14 protein-coding genes are annotated in these 24,199 nt (G+C 35.7%); 10 read left to right on the top strand and 4 right to left on the bottom strand.

What is annotated here, in order from left to right; all coding sequences use genetic code 11:
* Window positions 1–105: 105 nt before the first annotated feature.
* Entirely contained in the window at window positions 106–1,548 is a 1,443-nt protein-coding gene (locus EKM05_RS12995) for an alpha-amylase (protein ID WP_126555939.1), read from the bottom strand.
* A 772-nt stretch (window positions 1,549–2,320) separates the two neighbouring features.
* On the opposite strand from EKM05_RS12995, the gene EKM05_RS12990 reads away from it, so the two are divergent.
* The 5 genes from EKM05_RS12990 (at window position 2,321) to EKM05_RS12970 (ending at window position 12,571) form a co-directional block, all read left to right on the top strand.
* Window positions 2,321–3,748: a peptidylprolyl isomerase gene (locus tag EKM05_RS12990; RefSeq protein ID WP_126555936.1), complete on the top strand. Its 1,428-nt coding sequence runs from the start codon at window positions 2,321–2,323 to the stop codon at window positions 3,746–3,748.
* Window positions 3,749–3,998: 250 nt separating this feature from the next.
* Window positions 3,999–4,952, top strand: coding sequence for a MoxR family ATPase (locus tag EKM05_RS12985; protein ID WP_126463136.1), 954 nt, complete (start codon window positions 3,999–4,001; stop codon window positions 4,950–4,952).
* A gap of 328 nt (window positions 4,953–5,280) precedes the next feature.
* Window positions 5,281–8,052, top strand: coding sequence for a bifunctional aconitate hydratase 2/2-methylisocitrate dehydratase (locus tag EKM05_RS12980; protein WP_126555933.1), 2,772 nt, complete (start codon window positions 5,281–5,283; stop codon window positions 8,050–8,052).
* A 130-nt stretch (window positions 8,053–8,182) separates the two neighbouring features.
* Window positions 8,183–10,450: an aconitate hydratase gene (locus tag EKM05_RS12975; protein ID WP_126555930.1), complete on the top strand. Its 2,268-nt coding sequence runs from the start codon at window positions 8,183–8,185 to the stop codon at window positions 10,448–10,450.
* A gap of 660 nt (window positions 10,451–11,110) precedes the next feature.
* Window positions 11,111–12,571 (top strand): peptidoglycan endopeptidase, encoded by a 1,461-nt coding sequence (locus tag EKM05_RS12970; protein WP_126555927.1) that lies wholly within the window; start codon window positions 11,111–11,113, stop codon window positions 12,569–12,571.
* A 78-nt stretch (window positions 12,572–12,649) separates the two neighbouring features.
* On the opposite strand, the gene EKM05_RS12965 is transcribed toward EKM05_RS12970, so the two are convergent.
* Together EKM05_RS12965 and EKM05_RS12960 are read right to left on the bottom strand one after the other, a co-directional pair.
* A complete protein-coding gene (locus tag EKM05_RS12965; protein WP_126555924.1) occupies window positions 12,650–13,117 on the bottom strand; it encodes a VOC family protein in 468 nt (155 codons plus the stop codon).
* Window positions 13,118–13,252: 135 nt separating this feature from the next.
* Window positions 13,253–14,329 carry a glycosyltransferase family 9 protein gene (locus EKM05_RS12960; protein WP_126555921.1) on the bottom strand — a complete coding sequence of 359 codons (1,077 nt, stop codon included), beginning with the start codon at window positions 14,327–14,329 and terminating at the stop codon, window positions 13,253–13,255.
* Between the two features lie 686 nt (window positions 14,330–15,015).
* Between EKM05_RS12960 and EKM05_RS12955 the strand changes: the two genes are divergently transcribed.
* Entirely contained in the window at window positions 15,016–16,428 is a 1,413-nt protein-coding gene (locus tag EKM05_RS12955; RefSeq protein WP_126454456.1) for a carbon starvation protein A, read from the top strand.
* 305 nt (window positions 16,429–16,733) lie between these two features.
* On the top strand, window positions 16,734–16,961 hold the full coding sequence (locus EKM05_RS12950) for a CDGSH iron-sulfur domain-containing protein (RefSeq protein ID WP_126555918.1): 228 nt from the start codon (window positions 16,734–16,736) through the stop codon (window positions 16,959–16,961).
* Between the two features lie 110 nt (window positions 16,962–17,071).
* Here EKM05_RS12950 and EKM05_RS12945 read toward each other — a convergent pair whose 3' ends face one another.
* A complete protein-coding gene (locus EKM05_RS12945) occupies window positions 17,072–17,938 on the bottom strand; it encodes an NAD(P)-dependent oxidoreductase (RefSeq protein WP_126555915.1) in 867 nt (288 codons plus the stop codon).
* 697 nt (window positions 17,939–18,635) lie between these two features.
* Between EKM05_RS12945 and EKM05_RS12940 the strand changes: the two genes are divergently transcribed.
* The 3 genes from EKM05_RS12940 to EKM05_RS12930 all read left to right on the top strand — a co-directional run bounded on the left by EKM05_RS12940 (window position 18,636) and on the right by EKM05_RS12930 (window position 24,130).
* A complete protein-coding gene (locus EKM05_RS12940; protein WP_126555912.1) occupies window positions 18,636–21,713 on the top strand; it encodes a type I restriction endonuclease subunit R in 3,078 nt (1,025 codons plus the stop codon).
* 166 nt (window positions 21,714–21,879) lie between these two features.
* The gene (tnpA, locus tag EKM05_RS12935) at window positions 21,880–22,338 is read left to right on the top strand and encodes an IS200/IS605 family transposase (RefSeq protein WP_126555909.1); all 459 of its coding nucleotides are present in this window, start codon (window positions 21,880–21,882) and stop codon (window positions 22,336–22,338) included.
* A gap of 166 nt (window positions 22,339–22,504) precedes the next feature.
* The gene (locus EKM05_RS12930) at window positions 22,505–24,130 is read left to right on the top strand and encodes a class I SAM-dependent DNA methyltransferase (protein WP_126555906.1); all 1,626 of its coding nucleotides are present in this window, start codon (window positions 22,505–22,507) and stop codon (window positions 24,128–24,130) included.
* The last annotated feature ends 69 nt before the right edge of the window (window positions 24,131–24,199 follow it).

The raw sequence follows: 24,199 nt of genomic DNA, 5'->3' as shown, positions 1-24,199 counted from the left end.
AATCCTGTTATAAGCGTTTTTTTATTGTCTAAAAAAGGATGCTAATCAAAATAAGTGAAGTTTTTCAGTGCCCTCCAAAATAGACAGCCTTTAAAATAGTTTGGGTTACATGTTTATCGACCAGATGGAATATCCATTTGGGGGACACTGTATTTTGACCCATTTGTCTGCTTGAGTAGTCGGCTGCCAAGTTGAATTACCTGTAAAATCTTTGATTTGAGCATTAGTCCAGTTGGTCTGAATCCATCGTTCTTGCCAAGTGGATGAATTATTGATGTAAACCACTAATCCAGGATTGCCGTTATATCCGTTTCTACGGGCGATGTATTCATCAGTATCAGTATATAAAATAGAGGTGTTACCAGTAGCTTTATTGTTATGAATCCAAATTAAGTTATTCATTTTCGTTTTATTAAGCCATTCTTCGTAATCTCGGTAAAAAATAGTTGGGTATCCTTCATGCGTTAAGATGTAGGCATACGCTAGCTCTTTTTTCCAAATTTCATCAGTGTCATGGTTGGTGACAAAAGTAACCGCTTTGTGCGGGTTTCTTTTCCACATCATGTCGTCATTCAAAATATTTAGGTTGTTTCCGTCGAAAGCATCGTTCATTTTATAATAGCACGCAAAATCAAAAACGGAACTGTTGGCATTATTCGCCCAATCATTTAGTATGTTTACGTTAGAATCCCATAATTCACCAACGGAGAAACCACCAACGTTTGCATTCCAATCTTTTATGACCCACGGAGCAAAACCTTTTACGTAATCAAATCTCCATCCATCAAATTTCATTGTGTTTTTATAGTATTTCCCTACTCCGTCTGTTCTTTTCCAAAGCCAGTCTTGTACATTTGGTACTACATGGGCTAAATCTGGAAATCCCCCAAAGGAACCTTCGTCATTATTACCGTACGCATTTTTATAGAAATCAGCACTTGTTCTTGGAAATTTTCCAGAAGCAACACCGGTAAAGTTTGTGTAGGTTTGTGTTCCTGTAAAAGGGTTGTTTTCTAATTGTCCGCCACTGTTGTGATTCAGTACCATATCCGCATAAACCTGCATGTTTTCAGAATGCACTTTTGTAATCAGGCTTTCTAATTCAGCACGGGAACCAAATCTGGTTTCTACCGTACCATTTTGATTGTAATTCCCAAAATCAAAATAGTCAGTAGGGTCGTAGCCCATAGAAAACGGCCCGTTTTGAGCTTTTGATACCGGAGGAAGCCAGATAGAGCCAATGCCGGCATTTGACCAATCTGTTATTTTTGTGTTCACAGTATTCCACCAGTTTCCACCGGCCGGTACATCCCAGTAGAACGCTTGCATCATTACACCACCTCCGGGATTTGCAACATATCTTCCAGTTGGTATATTAGTTGATACTCCAGTGCTGAATGGCCGTCCGTCATGATTAGTGACATTAATCACTTTGAATTGTGTTGCTGTTTCAGTTGGATTGTCTGCCAGATCATCATTTGAATTACAGGAGTACAAGCCGGCAAGTAAAGCGGTCAATAAATAAATTTTGAAATTTGGTTTTTTCATAAAATGATAAATTAAGGTAGTTAATAAATTTGGGACATTTTAATTAAAATCGAATAGGATGCGTATTAAGTCTATAAGATTCATTATGAAAGAATAGATTGCGATTTAAATCATAATTTTATTTAAATCAAAACAAAAAGCATTAAATAATAGTGATAATATATTTTTTAAGTTTTTTTTTAAATAAATATCATTTTTAGCTAATTTATAAAAATTATCAAAGGACTCGTAAAGCAGTGCTTTTAATTTGTAGCGATAACGTTGTAGTGTTGAGAACTTTTTAAATAAGGATCCTTATAATGAGGTTTTTAAAGCTGGATTTTTGTTTTTGAAGTAAAAAGGGTAAAGTTTTATCTTTTAGATTGTTTGAACGGAGCAGCAGATGCGCGAGTAAAGAGGTTTCATAATTAGTAAGCGCTGGGAAAAAGAAGAAAAATAATTGATTGCCGTTTCGATAGCATAAATGAAGGAATAGGGAGTCCTTTATTTAGGTCTTTAAAAGTCTCTTTTTTAGGATTTAGAAGCGGAAACAAACAGGGAATAAATAGGTGTATAAATTTTTGTTAATAGTAGTACGGAAACTTGTATTATATAATTGAATTGTTATTTTTGTCTCTTTTAAATTTAAAAAAAAGGAAGTAATTTGGAATGCAAATGCAATTCATTTCCTGAAGCTTAAAAGTGTATATTTGGCAAAAATTAATATTGCTTTTACAAGCCATACTTTAAAGTCGGGAATATAAATCCTTCATTATAAAAATAAACTAGAAAAATGCCAATAAAACACATACAAATGAAAATTATTAATAAAATTGTTCTTCCTTTTTTTCTTTTGCTATTTTCAAGTGGCCTTTTACAGGCACAAGAAATCATTAAGGATACTGTAATCGTTCCTATTAAAAAAACGCAATCTACTGGGAAGCAAAAAATTGATGGGGTTATTGGTACCGTAGGAGATTATATTATATTAGATTCGGATATTGACAAGTCATATCTTGAAATTTCTAGTCAGGGAGGTTCTGTAAAAGACATTACAAGATGCCAAATGTTAGGGAAGTTATTAGAAGATAAATTGTATGCGCACCAAGCCATTCAGGATAGTATCGTAGTGACTGATGCCGAAGTAAAAGGTATGATGGAAGAGCGCTTGGAGTACATGACAGAGCAAATCGGGTCGCTGGAAAAAGTGGTGGAGTATTATAAAAAAGATTCGGAAGAAGAATTCAGAACCTATTTCTCAGATATTCTAAAAGAGAATAAGCTCACGTCAGAAATGCAAAAGAAAATTATTGAAGCAGTAGAAATTACACCGGAAGAAGTTCGTAATTTCTTTAAAAAGATACCTGCCGCTGATCTTCCTTTTTTTGGAGCTGAAATGGAAGTGTCACAAATTATAATTACGCCTAAAGTTTCAGCTGCCGATAAACAAAAGGTAATTGATCGATTGAATTTGTTTAAAAAAGAAATATTAGAAGGATCCAGTTTTTCAACTAAAGCCGTATTGTATTCTCAAGATCCCGGTTCAAGAGCAAATGGAGGTTATTATAAAATGAATAGGAAGACCCCTTTTGTAAAAGAGTTTAAAGAAGTAGCTTTCAGTCTGGCTGAGGGAGAGATATCCGCTCCTTTTGAAACTGATTTTGGGTTTCACATTATTTACATAGAAAAGATAAAAGGACAAGAAGTAGAATTGCGTCACATATTATTGAGTCCAACTGTAACAGAGGAAGCTTTGAATGAAGCTAAAGAAAAAATCACTTTGATCAGAAAAAGAATCGAAGATAAAGAAATTACTTTTGAGGAAGCAGCAAGGACTTTATCTGACGAGAAAGAAACAAGAGCCAATGGAGGCGCATTGATTAATCCAAAAACGCAGGATACCCGTTTTGAATTGACGAAAATGGACCCCGCTTTTTACAGTCAAGTGTCAAATTTGAAAGAAGGCGAGATTTCACTTCCCATTTTAGACCAAGGTGAAGAAGGTAAAAAGAAATTCAAATTGATTACCGTGACCAATAGAATAGAAGAGCATACTGCTGATTACGCAAATGATTACATCAAAATTAAAGATTTAGCTTTGAAAGACAAGCAAATTACAGCTATTGGGAAATGGTTTGGAGATAAAATTAAAGAAACGTATATCAAAATCATTGGAGAATACAGAGATTGTGCTTTTACAAACAACTGGATAAAGAAATAATTTACCACAAGAACACATTAAGTAATAACCATGGTATAATGTCGTATTTTAAAATCAGGATAAAATCATGTAAAAATCTGATTTAAAGCTGTTTTGCTTAAAGTTAATTCTTTTGACTTTACGACTTTTAAACTTTCGACTTACTTATGTGAGAGGAATCGCAAATATTTTTTTTTCAATAAAATAAATAAAAAGAGTTAGTTTTATGATTTCATAACGCTAACTCTTTTTTAATTTTAAATTTTTATAAATGTCAGACGTAGCAGCAATACACAACCTAGTTCAAAAAAGGAATGAGCTGAAAAAGGAAATCGCAAAAATCATAGTGGGACAGGATGCTGTAGTAGATCAAATTTTGCTTTGTATTTTTTCTGGGGGACATGCTTTGTTAGTAGGAGTGCCTGGATTAGCTAAAACATTAATGGTAAATACGCTGGCACAAGCATTAGGTCTTGATTTTAAAAGAATTCAGTTTACACCGGATTTGATGCCCTCTGATATTTTGGGCAGTGAAATATTAGAGGAGAACCGTCAATTTAAATTTATAAAAGGGCCTATTTTTTCTAATATTGTTCTGGCAGATGAGATAAACCGAACACCACCCAAAACGCAGGCAGCCTTGCTGGAAGCCATGCAGGAGCGCGCTGTTACTATTGCTGGGGAGAATTACAAGTTAGCCTTGCCTTATTTTGTTTTGGCCACGCAAAACCCAATAGAACAAGAAGGAACATATCCTTTGCCTGAAGCTCAATTGGATCGGTTTATGTTTGCTATAAAGCTGGAATATCCTTCTTTTGCAGAGGAAGTTCAAGTAGTAAAACGCACGACATCAGACATCAAAAACACGATCAATCCATTATTTACTGCACAAGAAATTATTGATTTTCAACATTTGATTCGCAGAATTCCCGTGGCTGATAATGTAATTGAATATGCCGTGACATTAGTGAGTAAAACTCGTCCTGAAAATCCATTATCAAATGAGTTTGTAAAAAACTATCTCGATTGGGGAGCGGGGCCCCGAGCATCTCAAAATTTGATTTTGGCAGCCAAAGCCAACGCTGCTTTCAATGGAAAATTTTCGCCGGATATTGAAGATGTGAAAGCGGTAGCCACCGGGATTTTACGCCATCGAATTATTAAAAATTACAAAGCAGATGCCGAAGGAATTACCGAAGAAATGATAATTGCTAAGTTGGTTTGACTTTTTTTTGGTACTCGGTTCTTATTTTTAGACAGGAACTACAACGTTTTCTTAGTTATAATGGTTTTTATGATCTGATACTAGTTAGAATGTAATTAATTCTTTAGGGATTAATCAGTTTATAGTTAAATTTTTTAAAATTATTTAATTATAAAGGGTAAAAATCAGTATTTAGTAATAATATCATTTGAAAAAACCACATCTATTAATTTTTTTTAAATATCATCTTAAAGAGCTAAATTTGCGACGTGAATAAAAACTACGCATCATGGCTTTTAATTTTGAGTACATTAAAATAAATAGCTTTTAACATTGAAAACAATTTACTATGAACATTTATAACGATTATCTGAAAGAAATCGAAGACAGAAAAACTCAGGGACTTAATCCAAAGCCAATTGATAGCGCTGATTTAGTAAGCGAAATCATTATGCAAATTAAAGATTCAAATAACGCAAATCGCAAGGATTCAATTTCGTTTTTTATTTATAATACGGTTCCTGGGACAACACCTGCAGCTGGCGTAAAAGCGTCTTTTTTGAAGGAGATTGTTCTTGGTGAATCAGTAGTGGATGAAATAACACCAGCTTTTGCATTAGAGTTATTATCACAGATGAAAGGTGGTCCTTCAATCAAAGTTTTGCTTGACTTAGCTTTAGGAAATGAAATCACAATTGCAAAAGTGGCGGCAGAAGTTCTAAAGACACAAGTATTTCTTTATGAGGCTGATACCGATCGCTTAGAGGCGGCATTTAAAAACGGTAGTGCGTTTGCAAAGGAAATTTTAGTGAGTTACGCTAAGGCGGAATTCTTTACGAAGCTGCCAGAGGTAGTTGAGGAAATTCAGGTTGTTACCTATGTTGCTGGTGAAGGAGATATTTCGACAGATTTACTTTCTCCGGGTAACCAAGCACATTCACGCTCTGATCGTGAGCTACATGGAAAATGTTTGATTTCGCCTGAAGCTCAAGGTGAAATTAAAGCGCTTCAAGCGCAACACCCAGACAAAAGTGTTATGTTGATTGCCGAAAAAGGAACTATGGGTGTAGGCTCTTCAAGGATGTCAGGAGTGAATAATGTGGCTCTTTGGACAGGTAAAAAAGCAAGTCCTTATGTCCCATTCATAAACATAGCTCCAATTGTTGCTGGAACTAACGGTATTTCCCCAATTTTCCTTACTACTGTTGATGTGACGGGTGGTATTGGTCTGGATCTTCAAAACTGGGTTAAGAAAACAGATGCAAATGGAACGGTAGTCCGCAATGAAAATGGTGAGCCTATTTTGGAAGAAGTTTATTCTGTTGCAACAGGAACAGTGCTGACCATAAATACAAAAACTAAGAAGCTCTATAACGGCGATAAAGAATTAATTGATATTTCTAAGGCATTTACGCCTCAGAAAATGGAATTTATTAAAGCGGGTGGATCTTACGCTATTGTATTTGGAAAAAAACTACAAACTTTTGCATCAAAGACTTTAGGAATTGATATCGTATCGGTATTTGCTCCGTCAAAAGAAATTTCTATTGAAGGACAAGGTCTTACCGCTGTAGAAAAAATATTTAATAAAAATGCAGTTGGTTCAACACCAGGTAAAGTTTTACATGCAGGTTCTGATGTGCGCGTTACAGTAAACATAGTAGGTTCGCAAGATACTACAGGCTTAATGACTTCTCAGGAATTAGAGTCTATGGCTGCTACTGTGATTTCTCCAATTGTTGATGGTGCATACCAATCCGGTTGTCATACAGCATCAGTTTGGGATAATAAATCCAAAGCAAACATTCCAAGATTGATGAAGTTTATGAATGACTTTGGTTTGATTACAGCTCGTGACCCTAAAGGGAACTATCACGCAATGACTGATGTGATTCACAAAGTTCTTAATGATATTACTGTTGATGAGTGGGCGATTATTATTGGCGGTGACTCTCATACCAGAATGTCTAAAGGGGTTGCCTTTGGGGCTGATTCGGGGACAGTTGCACTTGCACTAGCTACGGGTGAAGCTTCAATGCCAATTCCGGAATCAGTAAAAGTTACCTTCAAAGGGGATATGAAAGAATATATGGATTTCCGTGATGTTGTTCATGCTACCCAATCTCAAATGCTGAAGCAATTTGGTGGAGAGAATGTATTTCAAGGACGAATTATTGAGGTTCATTTAGGAACACTCACTGCTGATCAGGCCTTTACTTTTACAGATTGGACTGCAGAAATGAAGGCGAAAGCTTCTATTTGTATTTCTGAGGATGATACTTTGATCGAATCATTAGAGATTGCCAAAGGCAGAATCCAGATCATGATTGACAAAGGAATGGATAACGAGAACCAAGTTCTTAAAGGATTAATTGCTATCGCTAATAATAGAATCGCAGCCATCAGATCAGGTGATAAACCAGCTTTGATACCGGATGCTAATGCAAAATATTTTGCGGAAGTTGTAATCGATTTAGATATCGTTGCTGAGCCTATGATTGCAGATCCAGACGTAAATAACGCGGATGTTTCTAAGCGTTATACACACGATACCATTAGACCACTTTCTTTTTACGGTGGTGTAAAAAAAGTAGATCTTGGTTTTGTAGGATCTTGTATGGTACACAAAGGTGATTTGAAGATTCTTTCTCAAATGCTAAAAAATATAGATGAGCAACACGGTAAAGTAGAGTTTAAAGCACCGCTTGTTGTTGCGCCTCCTACTTATAATATTGTAGATGAACTTAAAGCTGAAGGAGACTGGGAAGTTTTACAAAAGTATTCTGGTTTTGAATTTGATGATAATGCTCCTAAAGGCGAGGCACGTACAGGATATGAAAATATTCTATACCTAGAGCGTCCAGGCTGTAATTTATGTATGGGTAACCAAGAAAAAGCAGCAAAAGGAGATACTGTAATGGCAACATCTACTCGCCTTTTCCAAGGAAGAGTTGTTGAAGATACGGAAGGTAAAAAAGGAGAATCGTTACTTTCATCAACACCGGTTGTTGTGTTGTCTACAATTTTAGGCAGAACCCCAACTCTTGAGGAATACAAAGCTGCAGTAAAAGGTATAAATCTAACGCAGTTTGCGCCATCTCATAAGTTATTGGTTAGGTAATAATTAATTTTTGTTAATACTATTAAAAAGCTTGGGTCTTTCGACAGACTCAGGCTTTTTTTATTTTAATAGGTCTTCATTTTTTTTGTACCTTGTGGTTCTAAAATATAATAACAGAAAATAATTAGATATGGCTTTTGATATTGAAATGATTAAAAAAGTGTATGACAACATGACTACTCGTGTTGATAAAGCACGCGAAATAGTTGGCCATCCGCTTACATTAACGGAGAAAATATTGTACAATCACCTTTGGGATGGAATGCCTTCACAAGCTTTTACCCGAGGTGCTGATTATGTTGATTTTGCTCCAGACAGAGTGGCTTGTCAGGATGCAACCGCTCAAATGGCATTATTGCAGTTCATGCATGCCGGTAAAACTAAAGTAGCGGTTCCTACAACAGTGCATTGTGATCACTTGATCCAGGCAAAAGTGGATGCAGTAACTGATTTGGCCAGAGCAAAAACACAAAGTAATGAAGTGTTTGAATTCCTTTCTTCAGTATCTAATAAATACGGAATTGGTTTCTGGAAACCAGGAGCCGGAATTATTCACCAGGTAGTGCTTGAAAATTATGCATTTCCAGGCGGAATGATGATCGGTACTGATTCTCATACTGTTAATGCAGGAGGTTTAGGAATGGTAGCCATTGGTGTTGGTGGTGCTGATGCGGTTGATGTGATGTCAGGAATGGCTTGGGAATTAAAATTTCCTAAATTAATTGGAGTAAAATTAACTGGAAAACTTTCCGGTTGGACAGCGCCAAAAGACGTAATCCTTAAAGTAGCCGGTATTCTTACTGTAAAAGGTGGGACAGGTGCTATCGTGGAGTATTTTGGCGAAGGAGCAACTTCCATGTCTTGTACTGGAAAAGGAACGATCTGTAATATGGGTGCCGAAATTGGTGCTACTACTTCTACATTTGGTTATGACGCTTCCATGGGGCGTTATTTGCGTTCTACTAATAGAGCTGATGTAGCAGATGCAGCGGATAAAATTGCACCGTATTTAACAGGTGATCCAGCAGTATATGCAAATCCAGAATTGTATTTTGACCAAGTAATCGAAATCAACTTAGACGAATTAGAACCCCATTTAAACGGTCCTTATACCCCTGATTTAGCTACTCCAATTTCTAAAATGAAAGAAGAAGCAATCAAAAATAACTGGCCTTTGAAAATTGAAGTAGGTTTGATAGGTTCTTGTACCAACTCTTCCTACGAAGATATCGCTCGTGCTGCTTCATTGGCAAAACAAGTTACAGATAAAAATTTAAAAATAAAATCTGAATTTACCATTACTCCAGGATCTGAAGTAGTTCGTTATACCATAGAACGTGACGGATTTATCGATATTTTCGATAAAATGGGAGCAACAGTTTTTGCGAACGCTTGCGGACCGTGTATCGGAATGTGGGATAGAGAAGGAGCTGAAAAAGAAGAGCGCAACACTATCGTTCACTCTTTCAATCGTAACTTCTCCAAACGTGCCGATGGAAATCCAAACACTTTGGCATTTGTAGGCTCTCCTGAATTGGTAACCGCTTTGGCTATTGCCGGAGATCTGGGTTTCAACCCATTGACGGATACCTTAATTAATGAAAATGGGGAAGAAGTAATGCTGGATGCGCCAACAGGAAATGAATTACCTCCAAAAGGATTTGATGCCGAAGATCCAGGTTTTCAAGCGCCAGCTGTTGATGGTTCAAGAGTTCAGGTTTCTGTGAGTGAAACTTCAGAGCGCTTGCAATTGTTAGCTCCGTTTTTGCCTTGGGATGGAAAAAATATTACAGGGGCTAAATTATTGATCAAAGCTTTTGGAAAATGTACTACAGATCACATTTCTATGGCTGGGCCATGGTTGCGTTTCCGTGGGCATTTAGATAACATCTCTAATAATATGTTGATTGGTGCCATCAATGCATTCAACCAAAAACCCAATACCGTTAAAAATCAGTTGACTGGTACTTACGATGCAGTTCCGGCTGTAGCGCGTGCTTACAAAGCAGCTGGTGTTCCTTCAATTGTTGTGGGCGATCACAACTACGGAGAAGGATCTTCTCGTGAACATGCAGCCATGGAACCGCGTTTCTTAGGTGTGAAAGCTGTATTGGTAAAATCATTTGCTCGTATCCATGAAACAAACCTTAAAAAACAAGGCCTTTTAGGATTGACATTTGCTACTGAATCGGATTACGATAAAATCCAGGAAGATGACACCATCAACTTCACAGACTTAATTGATTTTGCTCCAGGAAAACCATTAACATTAGAATTTGTTCACGCTGATGGAACTAAGGATATTATCTTAGCAAACCACACGTACAACGCAGGACAAATTGGTTGGTTCATCGCAGGTTCAGCATTAAACTTGATTGCTGCTGCCGGAAAAGCATAAGCATTTAAATAATTTATTTCAAAACTCTCAAGGAAACTTGGGAGTTTTTTTTGGAGCTATTTCCTGCTCTCCGTTTCAAGCTTTTTCGTGAAATTTCTTTTTTTTAACGATAAAAAGGAGCTTCCTTTGGTCGCTCTTTTTATCTAAAAAAAATGTAATTTCACTTCAAAAGGCTTTCCACTTCCATCAGGGCTATGACAAACTAACAGTGTTATTATTTTGAATAAAGAATAGATTTTACTCAAAAAAACATTAAAAAATTACAAAAAAGGTATGAAATGTTCTTTTTGGACGTTAAAAGTTAAAAAAAAGAGAAGTCCTTAAGTTATAAGACTTATATTAGCTTTTTTGTGAAATAAAATTCATCGATTTTTTTCGGCTAGTAATACTGATTCGCACTCCATTAAGTGGCTTGTTTTTTAGATCAGTAGTACCATAGTATTGTAAGATTCCTTTTTGAGTTCTTGCGATGAATTAGAATAAGATCATTCAAAATTTTACAAACACAGAATCAGGTTTTTTTTATAAAAAAGGTGTTTTTCCACCCTTTTTTTATAAATAGAAAAAATACAAGTAAATAAACCAAAGCGAAATTTAATAATTATATCCCGAAATCGCTTCTGAGGAATACATAGGATAAGTAATTTGAAAGAGAAGAGTATGAGTGTAAGAGTAATTGTAGCGTTTTTTTTATTTAATAGTATAGTTCTTTTTTCACAGGAAAAAATTATAAAACATACCATCGTAAAAGGGGAAACAATATCGAGTATTGCTGAGCGCTATGAAGTGAAACAAAGCGCCATTTACAAACTAAATCCTAAAGCCAAAAATCTTTTAAAGCTTAATTCAGTATTGTTAATTCCAATTATAGGTCTGAAAAAAACCACTAAAAAAACGAATACTCCCTTAAAATATGCTACTAAAGAGCACGAAGTACTCGCTAAACAAACTCCATACGGAATTGCAAAGGAATACGGAATATCTCTGGCAGAATTAAACCAATCCAATCCTGAACTAGAAGCTAAAGGACTCCAAATAGGACAAAAAATCACCATTCCGGGAACCGCAGTTACAACCTCAAAAGTGGTTGTTTCTCCATCTAAAAAAGCAACTTTTACACCAGAAATAGTCCTAGACACTGAAGCAACTAATAAACAAATTTCTGAAATTTTGATACGGGAAGTTTTATCAAAAGAAACCAAATATTCCATTGCAAAACAGTACGGAATCACCATTGGAGAATTAGACAAAGCCAATCCTGCAATAGGAGTTAAACCACTTCGGGTAGGACAAAAAATCAATATTCCCTGGACTCAGTTACCCGTTACTCAAATAGCTGTAGTATTGCAGGAAGAGATTAAGGTACAAACAGCAGTACCTAAAGCCAGTTTATCTGTTGATCCTGTTGGGCCGGAAATCACAACAACCGTAGTTTTGCAGTCAAAAAATGATGTACCCGTACTATCAACGGAGGGCGAAGAAAAGGATGATTTACAAATTATTGTGCGGGAAGTGATGCCTAAAGAAACTAAATATTCTATTGCAAAACAGTATGGGATTACGGTTAAGGAATTAGAAAAACAAAATCCAGATGTGAAAAGAAAACTTCCCATAGGGTACAAGTTAATGATTCAGTCTCCTCGTGTACTATTAGAGAATAATAATGCTGAAGGTAATGGTATTATTGCGCAAACTAAACCGGAATTACACCCGTTTACCAAGCCTGTTTTTAATCATGATTTTCTGGATCAATTGATTGAGCATGCCTCCGAAAATATAGGAACCAGATACCGGATGGGCGGAACCACAAAATCTGGGTTTGACTGTTCTGGCTTGATGTGTACTACTTTTGAGGCATTTGATATTAAGTTGCCAAGAACATCAATAGCTCAATCCAGTTTTGGAACAAAGATTAATACGGAAGAAGCTAAAAAAGGGGATTTGATTTTCTTTAAGACAAATGGAAGGCGCCAAATTAATCATGTAGGGATGGTTGTAGAAGTTTGTGAAGGAGAGATAAAATTCATTCACGCCTCAGTGAGCAGTGGTGTTATCATTTCCTCTACAAAAGAAAAATATTATGAAAAAAACTTTACTCAAATAAATCGAGTGTTGCAGTAAAGCGCTTTTTAAAATAAATTATAAAATAGCAAAGCCTTTTCAACTACCTGAAAAGGCTTTGCTATTTTCAGGGATTAATTATTTAGGAAGTGCTTCACTATTTATTTCAATCCAATATCCATCAGGATCCTGAATGTAGATTTGTTTGATACCATCGGCTCGAACAGTAATTTTATCAAGTGTGCCCGGCCAATCTGAATAGGTAATGTTTAGGGTTTTTAATGCCGAAATCAATGCGTCAAAGTTGGCTGATTTAAAGGCTAAGTGGACTGCTTTATTGATTTTTACAGGTTCTTTAATCGTAGATACGAGATGTAATTCTTTTCCGTCACCTAAAGAAACCCAACGAATGCCTTCTTTTTTTGTAAGGTTTGTGATTTCTGAAAGATGTAATACATTCTTGTAGAAATCAACCGAACGGTCCAGGTCTTTTACGGAAAGGGCAATATGATCTAATTTCAGGGAAAAGGAATTAGTGTTTTGTGCATAAACACTTGCTGTACAGGCAAAAACGAATAATAGTGTGGCTAAAAATGTGGTTTTCATAGTGTAAAATAGAATTAAGTGGTTTTAGTTTTAGGTGACTGTCCACAAAGTAGACTAAGTTTACTGCCTGCAATGGCTTCAAAAAAGGGAATCAGGTAGTTTTATATTCAATTGATGCATCTTGAAGTAATTGTTTTATAATTTTGATTCTGTGGAATAATTTGGTTTAAGCAAGATACTATTTATCACGTTGATTAATTCCTGCGTGCTGCTGGTATTCGTATTTACTGCACTACTGTTAGTGCCATAAGGCGCATATATGTTTTGATTTTCTCGTGAAAAAAGCCCAATTGTTGGTGTTAGTGCTGAACTGGCTAAATGCATGATCCCACTATCAGCTCCAATAAAAAGTTTAGTATTTGCAATTACGGAGGCAATTTCTCGAATGTCTTTACTGTAAAATGTAGTTGCTTTAAAACCTATTTGGGAAATATTCTCAACGGGTAAAACCTCAATGATGTTATACTCTTGGTATTCTGTTTTTAACCTTTCATAGTATTCTTCCCACCAGGTTTCTGAATAGCATTTGTCATCTGTTGCATAGGTAAAGATGCAAATCGTCTCTTTGTCATTTTTGACTAGTTCTTGGACTATTTTTTGACCTTCAGCAAGCTCAGCAAGACTCAATTTAAGATCTAACGGTGGTACTGGATTTTTGTTTTCCGGGAATCCCAGAGTGGTCAAAAAGTTTCTGAATTCATATACCGGGTATTTTGCAATATGCTTGTAATCGGGATGATTTAACGATATGTCTTTATCAAGCGCTCCAAAAAATTTATATTTGGCATCTGCAAATTGAGCGGATAATCGTCCAGAAGAGGAGTTTTTATCCACATTGATGACAATGTCATATTTTTGTTTTTTAATTCGTATCCAAACCTTAAAATATTCAACAAGATTTTTGAATGGTTTTTTGGGAAGTTCAATTACGGTATCGATATTGGTATATTTTTCAAATACAATTGGTGCTAAACCACCTTTTACAAACAAATCAATCTTGCAGTCCGGAAAAGTAGCTATTACATCTTCAACAAGTGGGGTAATGAGCAACAGATTTCCCAATCTGTGGTTGGGTCTGGAAATTAAAACTCTTTTGATCTCTACTTTTTGAGTCCAATCAATTTTTTGATTCTTTTGTGAATTACCAATATTTTTAGTTAGGCCTTGTGTTGCAATTCTTCGGAATACATTTATTTTTTTTAAGATACTCATGCGTTTAAAATAGAATTTAGAATTGAACTTTACTATTATTTATCAAAGGAATCAAGTGGTGCATAGTACGGTTCCGGAATGTAAACAATCGGAACACCTCAAAAGGTACTCGGTACGCAACAAATGTACAATTTAGATCGAAACAATGCTGTTTCTAGTCTTTATTATAATAGATTGGTTCAGTGAATTTATGAGCTATGAGCCAAGTGTATGTGTGAAGCGGTACTCAAATGAGTTTTGAATTCAAAAGTATTTTTATATATGGGTTCCAGCAGAAATACAGATTGGCCAAAGTCTGCCAGCTAAACTATATTACACACGATTTTTGTCGGGGTTCTGTTGTAATGAAGATTGTTGTAAAAATAGAACAATAAGTATCACCTCGGTATTTTATAAATTGGCACACCACATCAATTCGTACAAAGAGTGGCAAGTGGATTTTAATTTTGTGAAATGGTAGGGATATATGTAGGATATAGAAAGGCCTTATTTCTCTTTTGAATAAAAATAATTGAGCTATTCTTAAAAAAGCGTAATAAGAGCCGTTATAATTGCATTTTTCGTAAAAAAAGCTGAATAAGTATGTAAATAGGTTTCTTTTAGTTAAAAAAATCTAAATTATTGGTGCGTTACCTTGGATACCAAGTTTGATGTCATATATTTAAAAGATCTAAACTATTTAAACTATGATTACCTTTATTATTGCAATTTTTTTATTGATTTTTGGTTACATCATCTACGGTAAATTTGTAGAGAGAAATTTCAAGATCGACGAGAACAAAACGACGCCGGCAAATGAACTTACTGATGGGGTCGATTTTGTTCCCATGAGTAGTAACAAAAACTCATTCATACAAATATTAAATATTGCGGGAGTGGGGCCTATTTTCGGTCCTATTTTAGGAGCTCTATATGGACCATCAGCTTTTATCTGGATCGTTTTAGGATCCATTTTTGCAGGGGGTGTGCATGATTACTTGACAGGAATGATTTCTATGCGGTACGGTGGTGCACATTTACCGGAATTAGCGTCTCGGTTTTTGGGTAAGTATTTTAGTCACGTTGTTAACTTTTTTGCCCTTCTTTTACTGGTTTTAGTCGGTACGGTATTTGTTTCGGCACCTGCCAAAATGATTAATGAATTAGTGGGAAATGATGCAGACATTTATCTAATTATTGTGTTCTTAATCTTCCTGTACTATATTATTGCGACCGTTTTGCCTATTGATAAAGTGATCGGTAAGATATATCCGGTTTTAGGTTTTTTGCTATTGATAAGTGCCTTGGGTATTTGTATCGGGATGTTTATGTTTGGGAATCCAATCCCTGAACTAACCTTAGAAAATCTGCATCCAAAAGGAATTCCCTACTATCCGGTAATATTTTTGACTATATCCTGTGGTGCTTTATCCGGATTTCATGCCACGCAGTCCCCTATAATTTCTAGGACGATAAACAACGAAAAAGACGGTAGGAAAATTTTCTACGGAATGATGATTGTTGAGGCGGTTATTGCAATGATTTGGGCAGCAGCTGCAATGAGTTTGTTTCATGGAAACGATCTTAGTTTGTTGCTTGAAAACGGTGGTCCAGCTGCTGTTGTAAATAAAATTTCGGTAACGTTCTTAGGGACTATTGCTGGGACAATCGCAGTTTTAGGGGTGATTGTTTTACCAATTACTTCCGGTGATACATCGTTTAGAGCCGCAAGAATGATTATTGCTGATTATTTCAAAATTGATCAAAAGCTGTTGAAAAACCGTTTTATGGTTGCTACTCCACTTTTTGTAATCTCCTTTATTTTAACCAAAATGGATTTTGAATTGTTGTGGAGGTATTTTTCTTGGGCCAATCAAGTAACTGCAGGGATTGCTCTATGGATTGGTGCGGTGTATTTGTACCAAAGAAAAACTAACTATATGGTAGCTCTAGTGCCTGCTTTTTTCATCAGCTCTGTCATTGGTTCTTACCTTTGTTATGATCCTACTATAGGTTTTGGATTAGATATCAGTATTTCTAACACAGTAGGAATTTTATTCTCAATTGCTTTGACGGTATTGTTTTTTAGTGTGTTAACAAAAAGGAAATCAACACTATAGTTGCCTTAAAGTCTGTTGTATGATGTATGAAAGCAGTGTAAATCCCGGCATGATGCTAATTATAACAGGATAGGTATAATTCAATATTGAATTGGTATGGACAGAGAGCGGGTTATGCTAAGCAAATGCTGTTTGTGTAGCAGTAAAACGATTTTCATACCTTTCACTTGGCACGTATTGGACCTTAGATTTTTATAATATAGAACTAATGTAAATTAGTCTTTTGGTTGAGAAAAGAGAGATAATTTGTACTCCGTTAGCATATATTTTGCAATCTTTGGCCTCAAAAAAAATCAAACTGCATTATGAGCAAGACAAAATTAACAATCAATCGCAATGGTTCTATAAAAATAGAAGGCGATTTTGAAATAACAGACTGCGAAGGAAAAACATACGGATTAGAGGGAAGAACGGCGTTGGGTCTTTGCCGTTGCGGACTATCGGTAAACAAGCCTTTTTGTGATGGTTCTCACCGCAATGGTTTTGAACATGAATCAGCTGCATTCGACTTGCCTCCGGTGAAGATTAAGTAATATCATTTTTACAATTAAATAATAAAAGCTACATCTTATGGGTGTAGCTTTTTTTGGTTTTATTTAAACGAATTATACACAATGATTTATTCGCTGAGTTTACTACTGTTTTAAAATGATTTACTTTTTAAACTACTGATAATTGCCATCACATCTAAATCACCTAATCCTTCTTGCTCTGCGGCGGCATAACTGTCGTACAAAGGATGAATCAACGGAGAATCGAGTCCGGCTTCTTTGGCAAGTCTTAAATCTTTGACCAGATGTTTCAACGCAAATGCAGCAGGATAGGAATCGTTCAGAATGGAAGGTGTTTTAATATTCGTAATTCCGTTGCCGCAAGCACCTTGATTGATGATGTTGAGCATGTCTTCTTTGCTTACGCCGTTTTTCTCGGCAAATAAAACAGTTTCGGCTACTCCTTGAAGATTTAATCCTAATAGGTAATTGATGGCTAATTTAGCAGAACTTGCTACGCCAGGTTCCCCTACGTGAATCGCAATTTTACCCAAAACCTCAAATATTGGTTTGGCTATTTCGAAATCTTCAGCCGAAGCCCCCACAAGAATGACTAACGTTCCGTCTTGTGCTGGTTTCACACTGCCAGAAACGGGAGCATCTATAAAATGTACCTGATGTTGGTTGCAAATGGTGTTCAAATAACGCGAGGTTTCCGGAGCAACTGTACTCATATTGATGATGGTTTTGCCAGGATGTGCTTTAGATAATAAACCTGTTGGTCCTTCAAAAACTTCTTTTACCGCCGCGTCGTTGGACAACATTGTCAAAACTACGTCGCATGTTTGCAGTAGTTCGTGCAAACTGCTTGCTGATTTTGCTCCTGAGGCCAGTAACGGTGCTTCTTTCTCTTTGGTACGATTGAAAACGGATACTTCAAAACCGGCTTTGAGTAGGTTCATAACCATTGGATTTCCCATGTTGCCAAGGCCTATCCATCCTAATTGTATTTTATTCATGTTTATTAGTGCTAAATGATATCTTTCTTTATAGATGTGACTTTATTGTTGGGTGTATACGCTTAGAAAAGTGACCCTAAAGTACCGTTTATTTTTGGAAAGAAACATAAAATAACAGTTGGAACGGTAATAATTATAAACATTCAAGTGAACGGGTTTTATAAATTCAGGTACTCCAATGTAAAAATCAGTAGTTTATAGCGTGTAATTCCGGATGTTGCTCTGGTTAGCGTCCAAAAAAGTTTTTGTTTTTTATTTGTTTTCACCAATTGTTCCATGAGCAATACGCCATTTTCCTTCACTTAAAGTTTGATTTCTCGTTTGCTGAATTTTTTGTAGTAGAATTCTAATATCAAATCTTTGGCGTATAGTTTTATTTCATCTTAATTCCAGAAAAAGAAAATTTTTTAGATTTTTTTCCATTTAATAAAACACTTTCAATTCCAAAAATAGAGTTAATGAATTCTATTTTGTTCGAGTCAATACAAAATTCGGAGTATACAACAGTTCCAAATTTAGGCATTGTTAAGTTTTATGAAAAAATCGTTTATTTACACAAATGCAAGCAGAGCGCATCAAACGCGATTGGATTTAGTTAAAAAATTGTTCTCTTTACGGTTTCCCTCATTCATTTTAATTAAATATTCGATACTTTAGCATTCGAATTATCAGATTTTAATTTAAAATCAATCCCTTAATGACATTCAACGAAGATTCCAGAGTAAAAATACCCACGGTACTCCATTTAACCCGTTTGGGATATACGTACATTTCGTTGAAAAATGCAGTATGGGATGAAAACACCAACATTTTTACTACTGTTTTTATAGACAGTATTTCTAAAATTAATCCTGGAATTGAGCATTCTGATGCAAAACGATTGTTAGATGAAGTTTCCCTGTTGCTCGATAATGAAGATTTAGGAAAAGCGTTTTACGAAAGAATTACGCAAAGGTCTGGATTTCGATTAATTGACTTTGAGAATTTCGAAAACAATACTTTTAATGTTGTAACGGAACTCACTTGCAAAAAAGACGACGAAGAGTTTAGACCGGATATTACGCTGTTAATTAATGGAATGCCACTGGTTTTTATCGAAGTAAAAAAACCGAATAACCAAGATGGTATTTTGGCGGAACATAAGCGCATTCAATCGCGTTTTCAAAATAAGAAATTCAGAAAATTTGTCAATATTACACAATTGATGGTTTTTTCCAATAATATGGAGTATGACGATAATTCGCCAATGCCAATTGAAGGGGCTTTTTATGCCACAGCATCGTACGAGAAACCATCATTTAATTATTTTAGAGAGGATAAAATACTTGATATGGCTTCGCTTCTTTTACCATTTGATGATGAGAATGAAACCATAGTTTTAAAGGATAACAATCTCGTTGGTATTAAAAACTCACCTGAATTTATAACGAATAAAAATCCAGATTCACCCACCAACAGAATTTGTACATCGTTGTTTCAAAAAGAACGTTTGAAATTTATGCTGCAATATTCCATTGCCTATGTCAAAGGATCAAAAGGTTTGCAAAAACACATTATGCGATATCCTCAACTTTTTGCCACTAAAGCGATAGAAGCCAAACTGGAAGAAGGAGTGAAAAAAGGCATTATTTGGCATACGCAAGGAAGCGGAAAAACAGCTTTGGCATATTACAACGTTAAATATCTAACGGATTATTTCCAAAGTAAAAAGATTATCCCAAAATTCTATTTTATCGTAGATCGCTTGGATCTATTAATTCAAGCAGGAAAAGAATTTAAAAGCAGAGGCTTAGTCGTTCATAATGTGAACTCAAGAGAAGAATTTGCAAGAGATATTAAATCAATTAGTGTAATTCATAACAATTCTGGTAAAGCGGAAATTACGGTTGTTAATATCCAGAAATTTCAGGATGATCCTGATGTAGTTCGAAATACGGATTACCAACTCAACATACAGCGCGTTTATTTCTTAGATGAAGTACACAGAAGCTACAACCCAAGAGGAAGTTTCTTGGCCAACCTTAACGAATCGGATTCCAATGCGATTAAAATTGGTTTAACTGGAACGCCGTTATTAGGTACAGATTACAATTCGAAAGCCTTATTTGGAGAATACATTCATAAATACTATTACAATTCCTCCATAGCGGATGGATATACGCTGCGTTTAATTCGGGAAGAAATAGAAACCAATTATAAGCTAACACTGAAACAAGCCTTGGAAGAAATTGAAATCCTAAAAGGTAACGGTGACAAGAAAATTGTATATGCGCATCCTAAGTTTGTGGAACCGATGCTAGACTATATTGTTCAGGATTTCGAAAAAGCCAGAATTGCCATGAACGATAATACGATCGGTGGTTTGGTGGTTTGTGATTCCTCCGAGCAAGCTAAAATGCTGTTTGAAATATTCGAATCGAAATATGCTATAAATACAACCAGAGATAGTGGGTTGTTGCAAGCTGCGGAACCATCAGAAAGTTATGGATCTAAAAAGAAAGTAGAAAGCAAAGTAACCACTGCTGCGGTAATCCTTCATGACATTGGCACTAAGGAAGATCGCAAAAATAAAGTAGAAGAATTTAAAGATGGCAACATTGACTTTTTGTTTGTATACAACATGCTTTTAACGGGTTTTGATGCACCAAGATTAAAGAAATTATACATTGGCCGTGTGATTAAAGCGCACAATTTATTGCAAACTTTAACACGTGTCAATAGAACCTACAAAGAGTTCAGATACGGTTATGTAGTTGATTTTGCCGATATTCAAAAAGAATTTGACAAGACCAACCAAGATTATTTCAACGAATTGCAATCAGAATTAGGGGATGAAATGGAACATTATTCCAACATCTTTAAATCACAAGAGGAAATTAATGCCGAAATAAAGGAAATTAAAGACGTCTTGTTTCATTTTGATACGATGAACGCTGAGATTTTCTCGCAACAAATTACGCAAATCAATGACCGAAGTGAAATTCTAAGAATCACACGAGTACTGAATAATGCGAAGAGTTTGTATAATTTAATTCGACTGTCTGGGAATTACGAACTGTTGGAACAACTTGATTTTCATAAGCTGACCGTTTTATCTCGTGATGCTAATAATCGATTGGCACTGATTAATGCAAAAGAAGCCTTAGAAAGCAATATTGATACCTCAAACCTTTTGAACATTGCCTTAGAAGATGTTATTTTTGCTTTTGTTAAAGTCAAGGAGGAAGAAATGGTATTGGCTGACCAACTCAAAAACATTCTTCAAAAAACCAGAGAAATGTTAGGCGGTAATTTCGACCAAAAAGCACCTGAATTTATTTCGTTGAAAGAAGAACTGGAACGCTTATTCAAAAAGAAAAATTTGAATGAAGTGACCAAAGAAGAAATGGAAAGCAACATTGCAGCGCTGGAAAAAATTTATACCAAAGCCAAAGAATTAGAACGAAAAAATCAATTGCTACGGGCCAAGTATGATAATGACGAAAAATACGCTCGCTTGCACAAACGCTTAATGGAAAAAGATCCTTTGACGGATAGCGAAAGTAAATTGTTTGAAGCCTTGCAAGGATTGAAGGCAGCAGTCGATGCACAAATTATTCAAAACTCGAAAATGCTGGAAAACGAGAGTTTTGTAGAACGAATGATGATGCGATTGGTGATTGACCAATTCAAAAACAAACAAAACATCCCGCTGGATGCTACTGCAACCAAACGTATTAATGGAATGATAGTAAAAGAATATATGAATGAGTTTTATGGAAGAACAGCATCATGAGTGAAATTATAATGCGAGTTTATTGAAATCGGAATTTTCGATTTTTCTACAAAACCTACTAATCATTATAATTTAGATATTCTTACTATCAGTTGGTTATCGTGTAAAATCGCTGTAAGGAACCCAATTTCGTATCTGGATAAACTAATATAAATAATTTAAAGTTATGAGTACCTATTCTCAAATATACATTCAAATTGTGTTTGCTGTAAAAAACAGACAAGCATTAATTACTAGTACTTGGGAAGAAGAATTATATAAATACATTACAGGAATCGTTCAGAACAAAGGTCAAAAAATGTTGGCTATAAACGGAATGCCTGATCATATTCATATTTTTATTGGTATGAAGCCAACTTGCTGTTTGTCCGATTTGGTTAGAGAAATAAAAAAGTCGTCAAATAGTTTTATAAAAGAAAAAGAATTTTGTAGATATAAATTTGAATGGCAAGAAGGATTTGGGGCTTTTTCGTATAGTCATTCTTCTTTGGATAATGTTATAGGGTATATCAACAATCAAAAAGAGCATCACAGGAAAAGTAGTTTCAAAGAAGAATATATAGATTTTTTAGAGAAATTTCAAGTTGAATTTAAAAATGAATACCTATTTGAATGGATAGAATAGAATCGACTCCAACGGAGTCAAATGTTTTTAGAAAATATGAGGCGTTATGCATACGACCCCTTCGGGGTCGAACCAAACAGCCGGATTATTTTTTACAAACATAAAACCCCTTCGGGGTAAAAATATGAAACAGTAACGAGTCCTAAGGATTCAAATAATTATAACAATGACTACCACCATACAGTTTGAAAAGCAAACCAAAAACCTCATAGACGATTTAAAAAGCGTTTGTGCCAATTACGGTTTGGGAAATGACGGAAACGAATTCAAGATTATCACCCAAGTATTTTTATATAAGTTCCTGAACGACAAATTTGTTCACGAAGTCAAACAACTCGATGACAACATAGCCAAAGCCGACAATTGGGAAGCGGTTCTAAGAGCATACAATGATAACGATTACGAAATGCTGATGATGCAAATGTGCGAAAGTACCGCCCGCTTGCAACCCAAGCATTTTATTTCCAGTTTGTTCGAAAGACAAAATGAAGCCAACTTCTCGGATATTTTTGACAATACCTTACTGGATATCGCCAAAGAAAACAGCGAATTATTCTCGGTATTGACTGAAGGTGGCGAGAAAATTATCTTGTTCGAAAACATCAGTAAATATGTAACGGACAAGCGAGATGATTTTTGCAAAGCCATAATCAACAAGTTAATAAACTTTAGTTTTGAGAATATCTTTCATGAAAAGTTTGATTTTTATGCTACGATTTTCGAATATTTAATCAGCGATTACAACACCAACAGTGGCGGAAAATATGCTGAATATTTTACACCACATGCCGTAGCCAAAATCATGGCGCGTTGTTTGGTTAGTGAGAGTGTAAGCAATGTAACCTGTTATGACCCTTCGGCGGGATCCGGAACGTTGCTGATGAACTTGGCTCACCAGATTGGTGAAGACAAATGCACGGTGTATTCTCAGGATATTTCGCAAAAGTCCTCAAACCTATTGCGACTGAATTTAATTCTGAACGATTTGGTGCATTCCATCCCGAATATTGTAAAAGGAAACACCATCCTCGAACCGTACCACAAAGACAAAAACGGACGGCTGCAGCAGTTTGATTATATTGTGAGCAATCCCCCGTTTAAGTTGGATTTCTCGGATTATGTGGCGGATTTGGATAGTAAAGAAAACCACGAACGCTTTTTTGCAGGAATGCCCAATATTCCTAAAGCCAAGAAAGACAGTATGGCTATTTATCCGTTGTTTGTACAACACATTATGTATTCGCTTACCGCAAAAGGCAAAGCAGCGATTGTAGTACCAACAGGATTTATCACCGCACAAAGTGGTATTGAGCGCAAAATACGCGAGCAAATGGTGGAACGAAAAATGCTGCGTGGCGTAGTAAGTATGCCGAGTAATATTTTTGCCACGACAGGAACCAACGTTTCTATTTTGTTCCTAGACAAAACAAACACTAAAGGCGATATTGTTCTAATGGATGCTTCTAAACTGGGCACTACCGTAAAAGAAGGCAAAAACCAAAAAACGCTTTTATCCCCACAAGAAGAAGATTATATCATTGACACTTTTAACCAGCACGAAGCCAAGGACGATTTCTCGGTGGTGGTTTCCTATGACGACATCAAAGCCAAAAACTACTCGTTGAGTGCCGGACAATATTTTGAAGTAAAAATTGAATATACCGATATTTCACCAGCGGCATTTGAAGCCAAAATGAAAACTTTTGAAAGCAATTTGAGTACACTTTTCAGCGAAAGTAAAACTTTAGAAAAGGAAATTCAGAATAATTTGAAGGGGTTGAGATATGAGTAATTTATTGGTTTATACGACTCCGAAGGAGTCCAATGTTTATAGCAAAAGTGTTTGTAGAGAATCCGACCC

Source organism: Flavobacterium sp. GSP27 (assembly GCF_003970395.1).
Lineage (GTDB): Bacteria > Bacteroidota > Bacteroidia > Flavobacteriales > Flavobacteriaceae > Flavobacterium.
The sequence above is the reverse complement of the archived record's forward strand: the minus strand, read 5'-3'. Positions and strand labels throughout refer to the sequence as shown.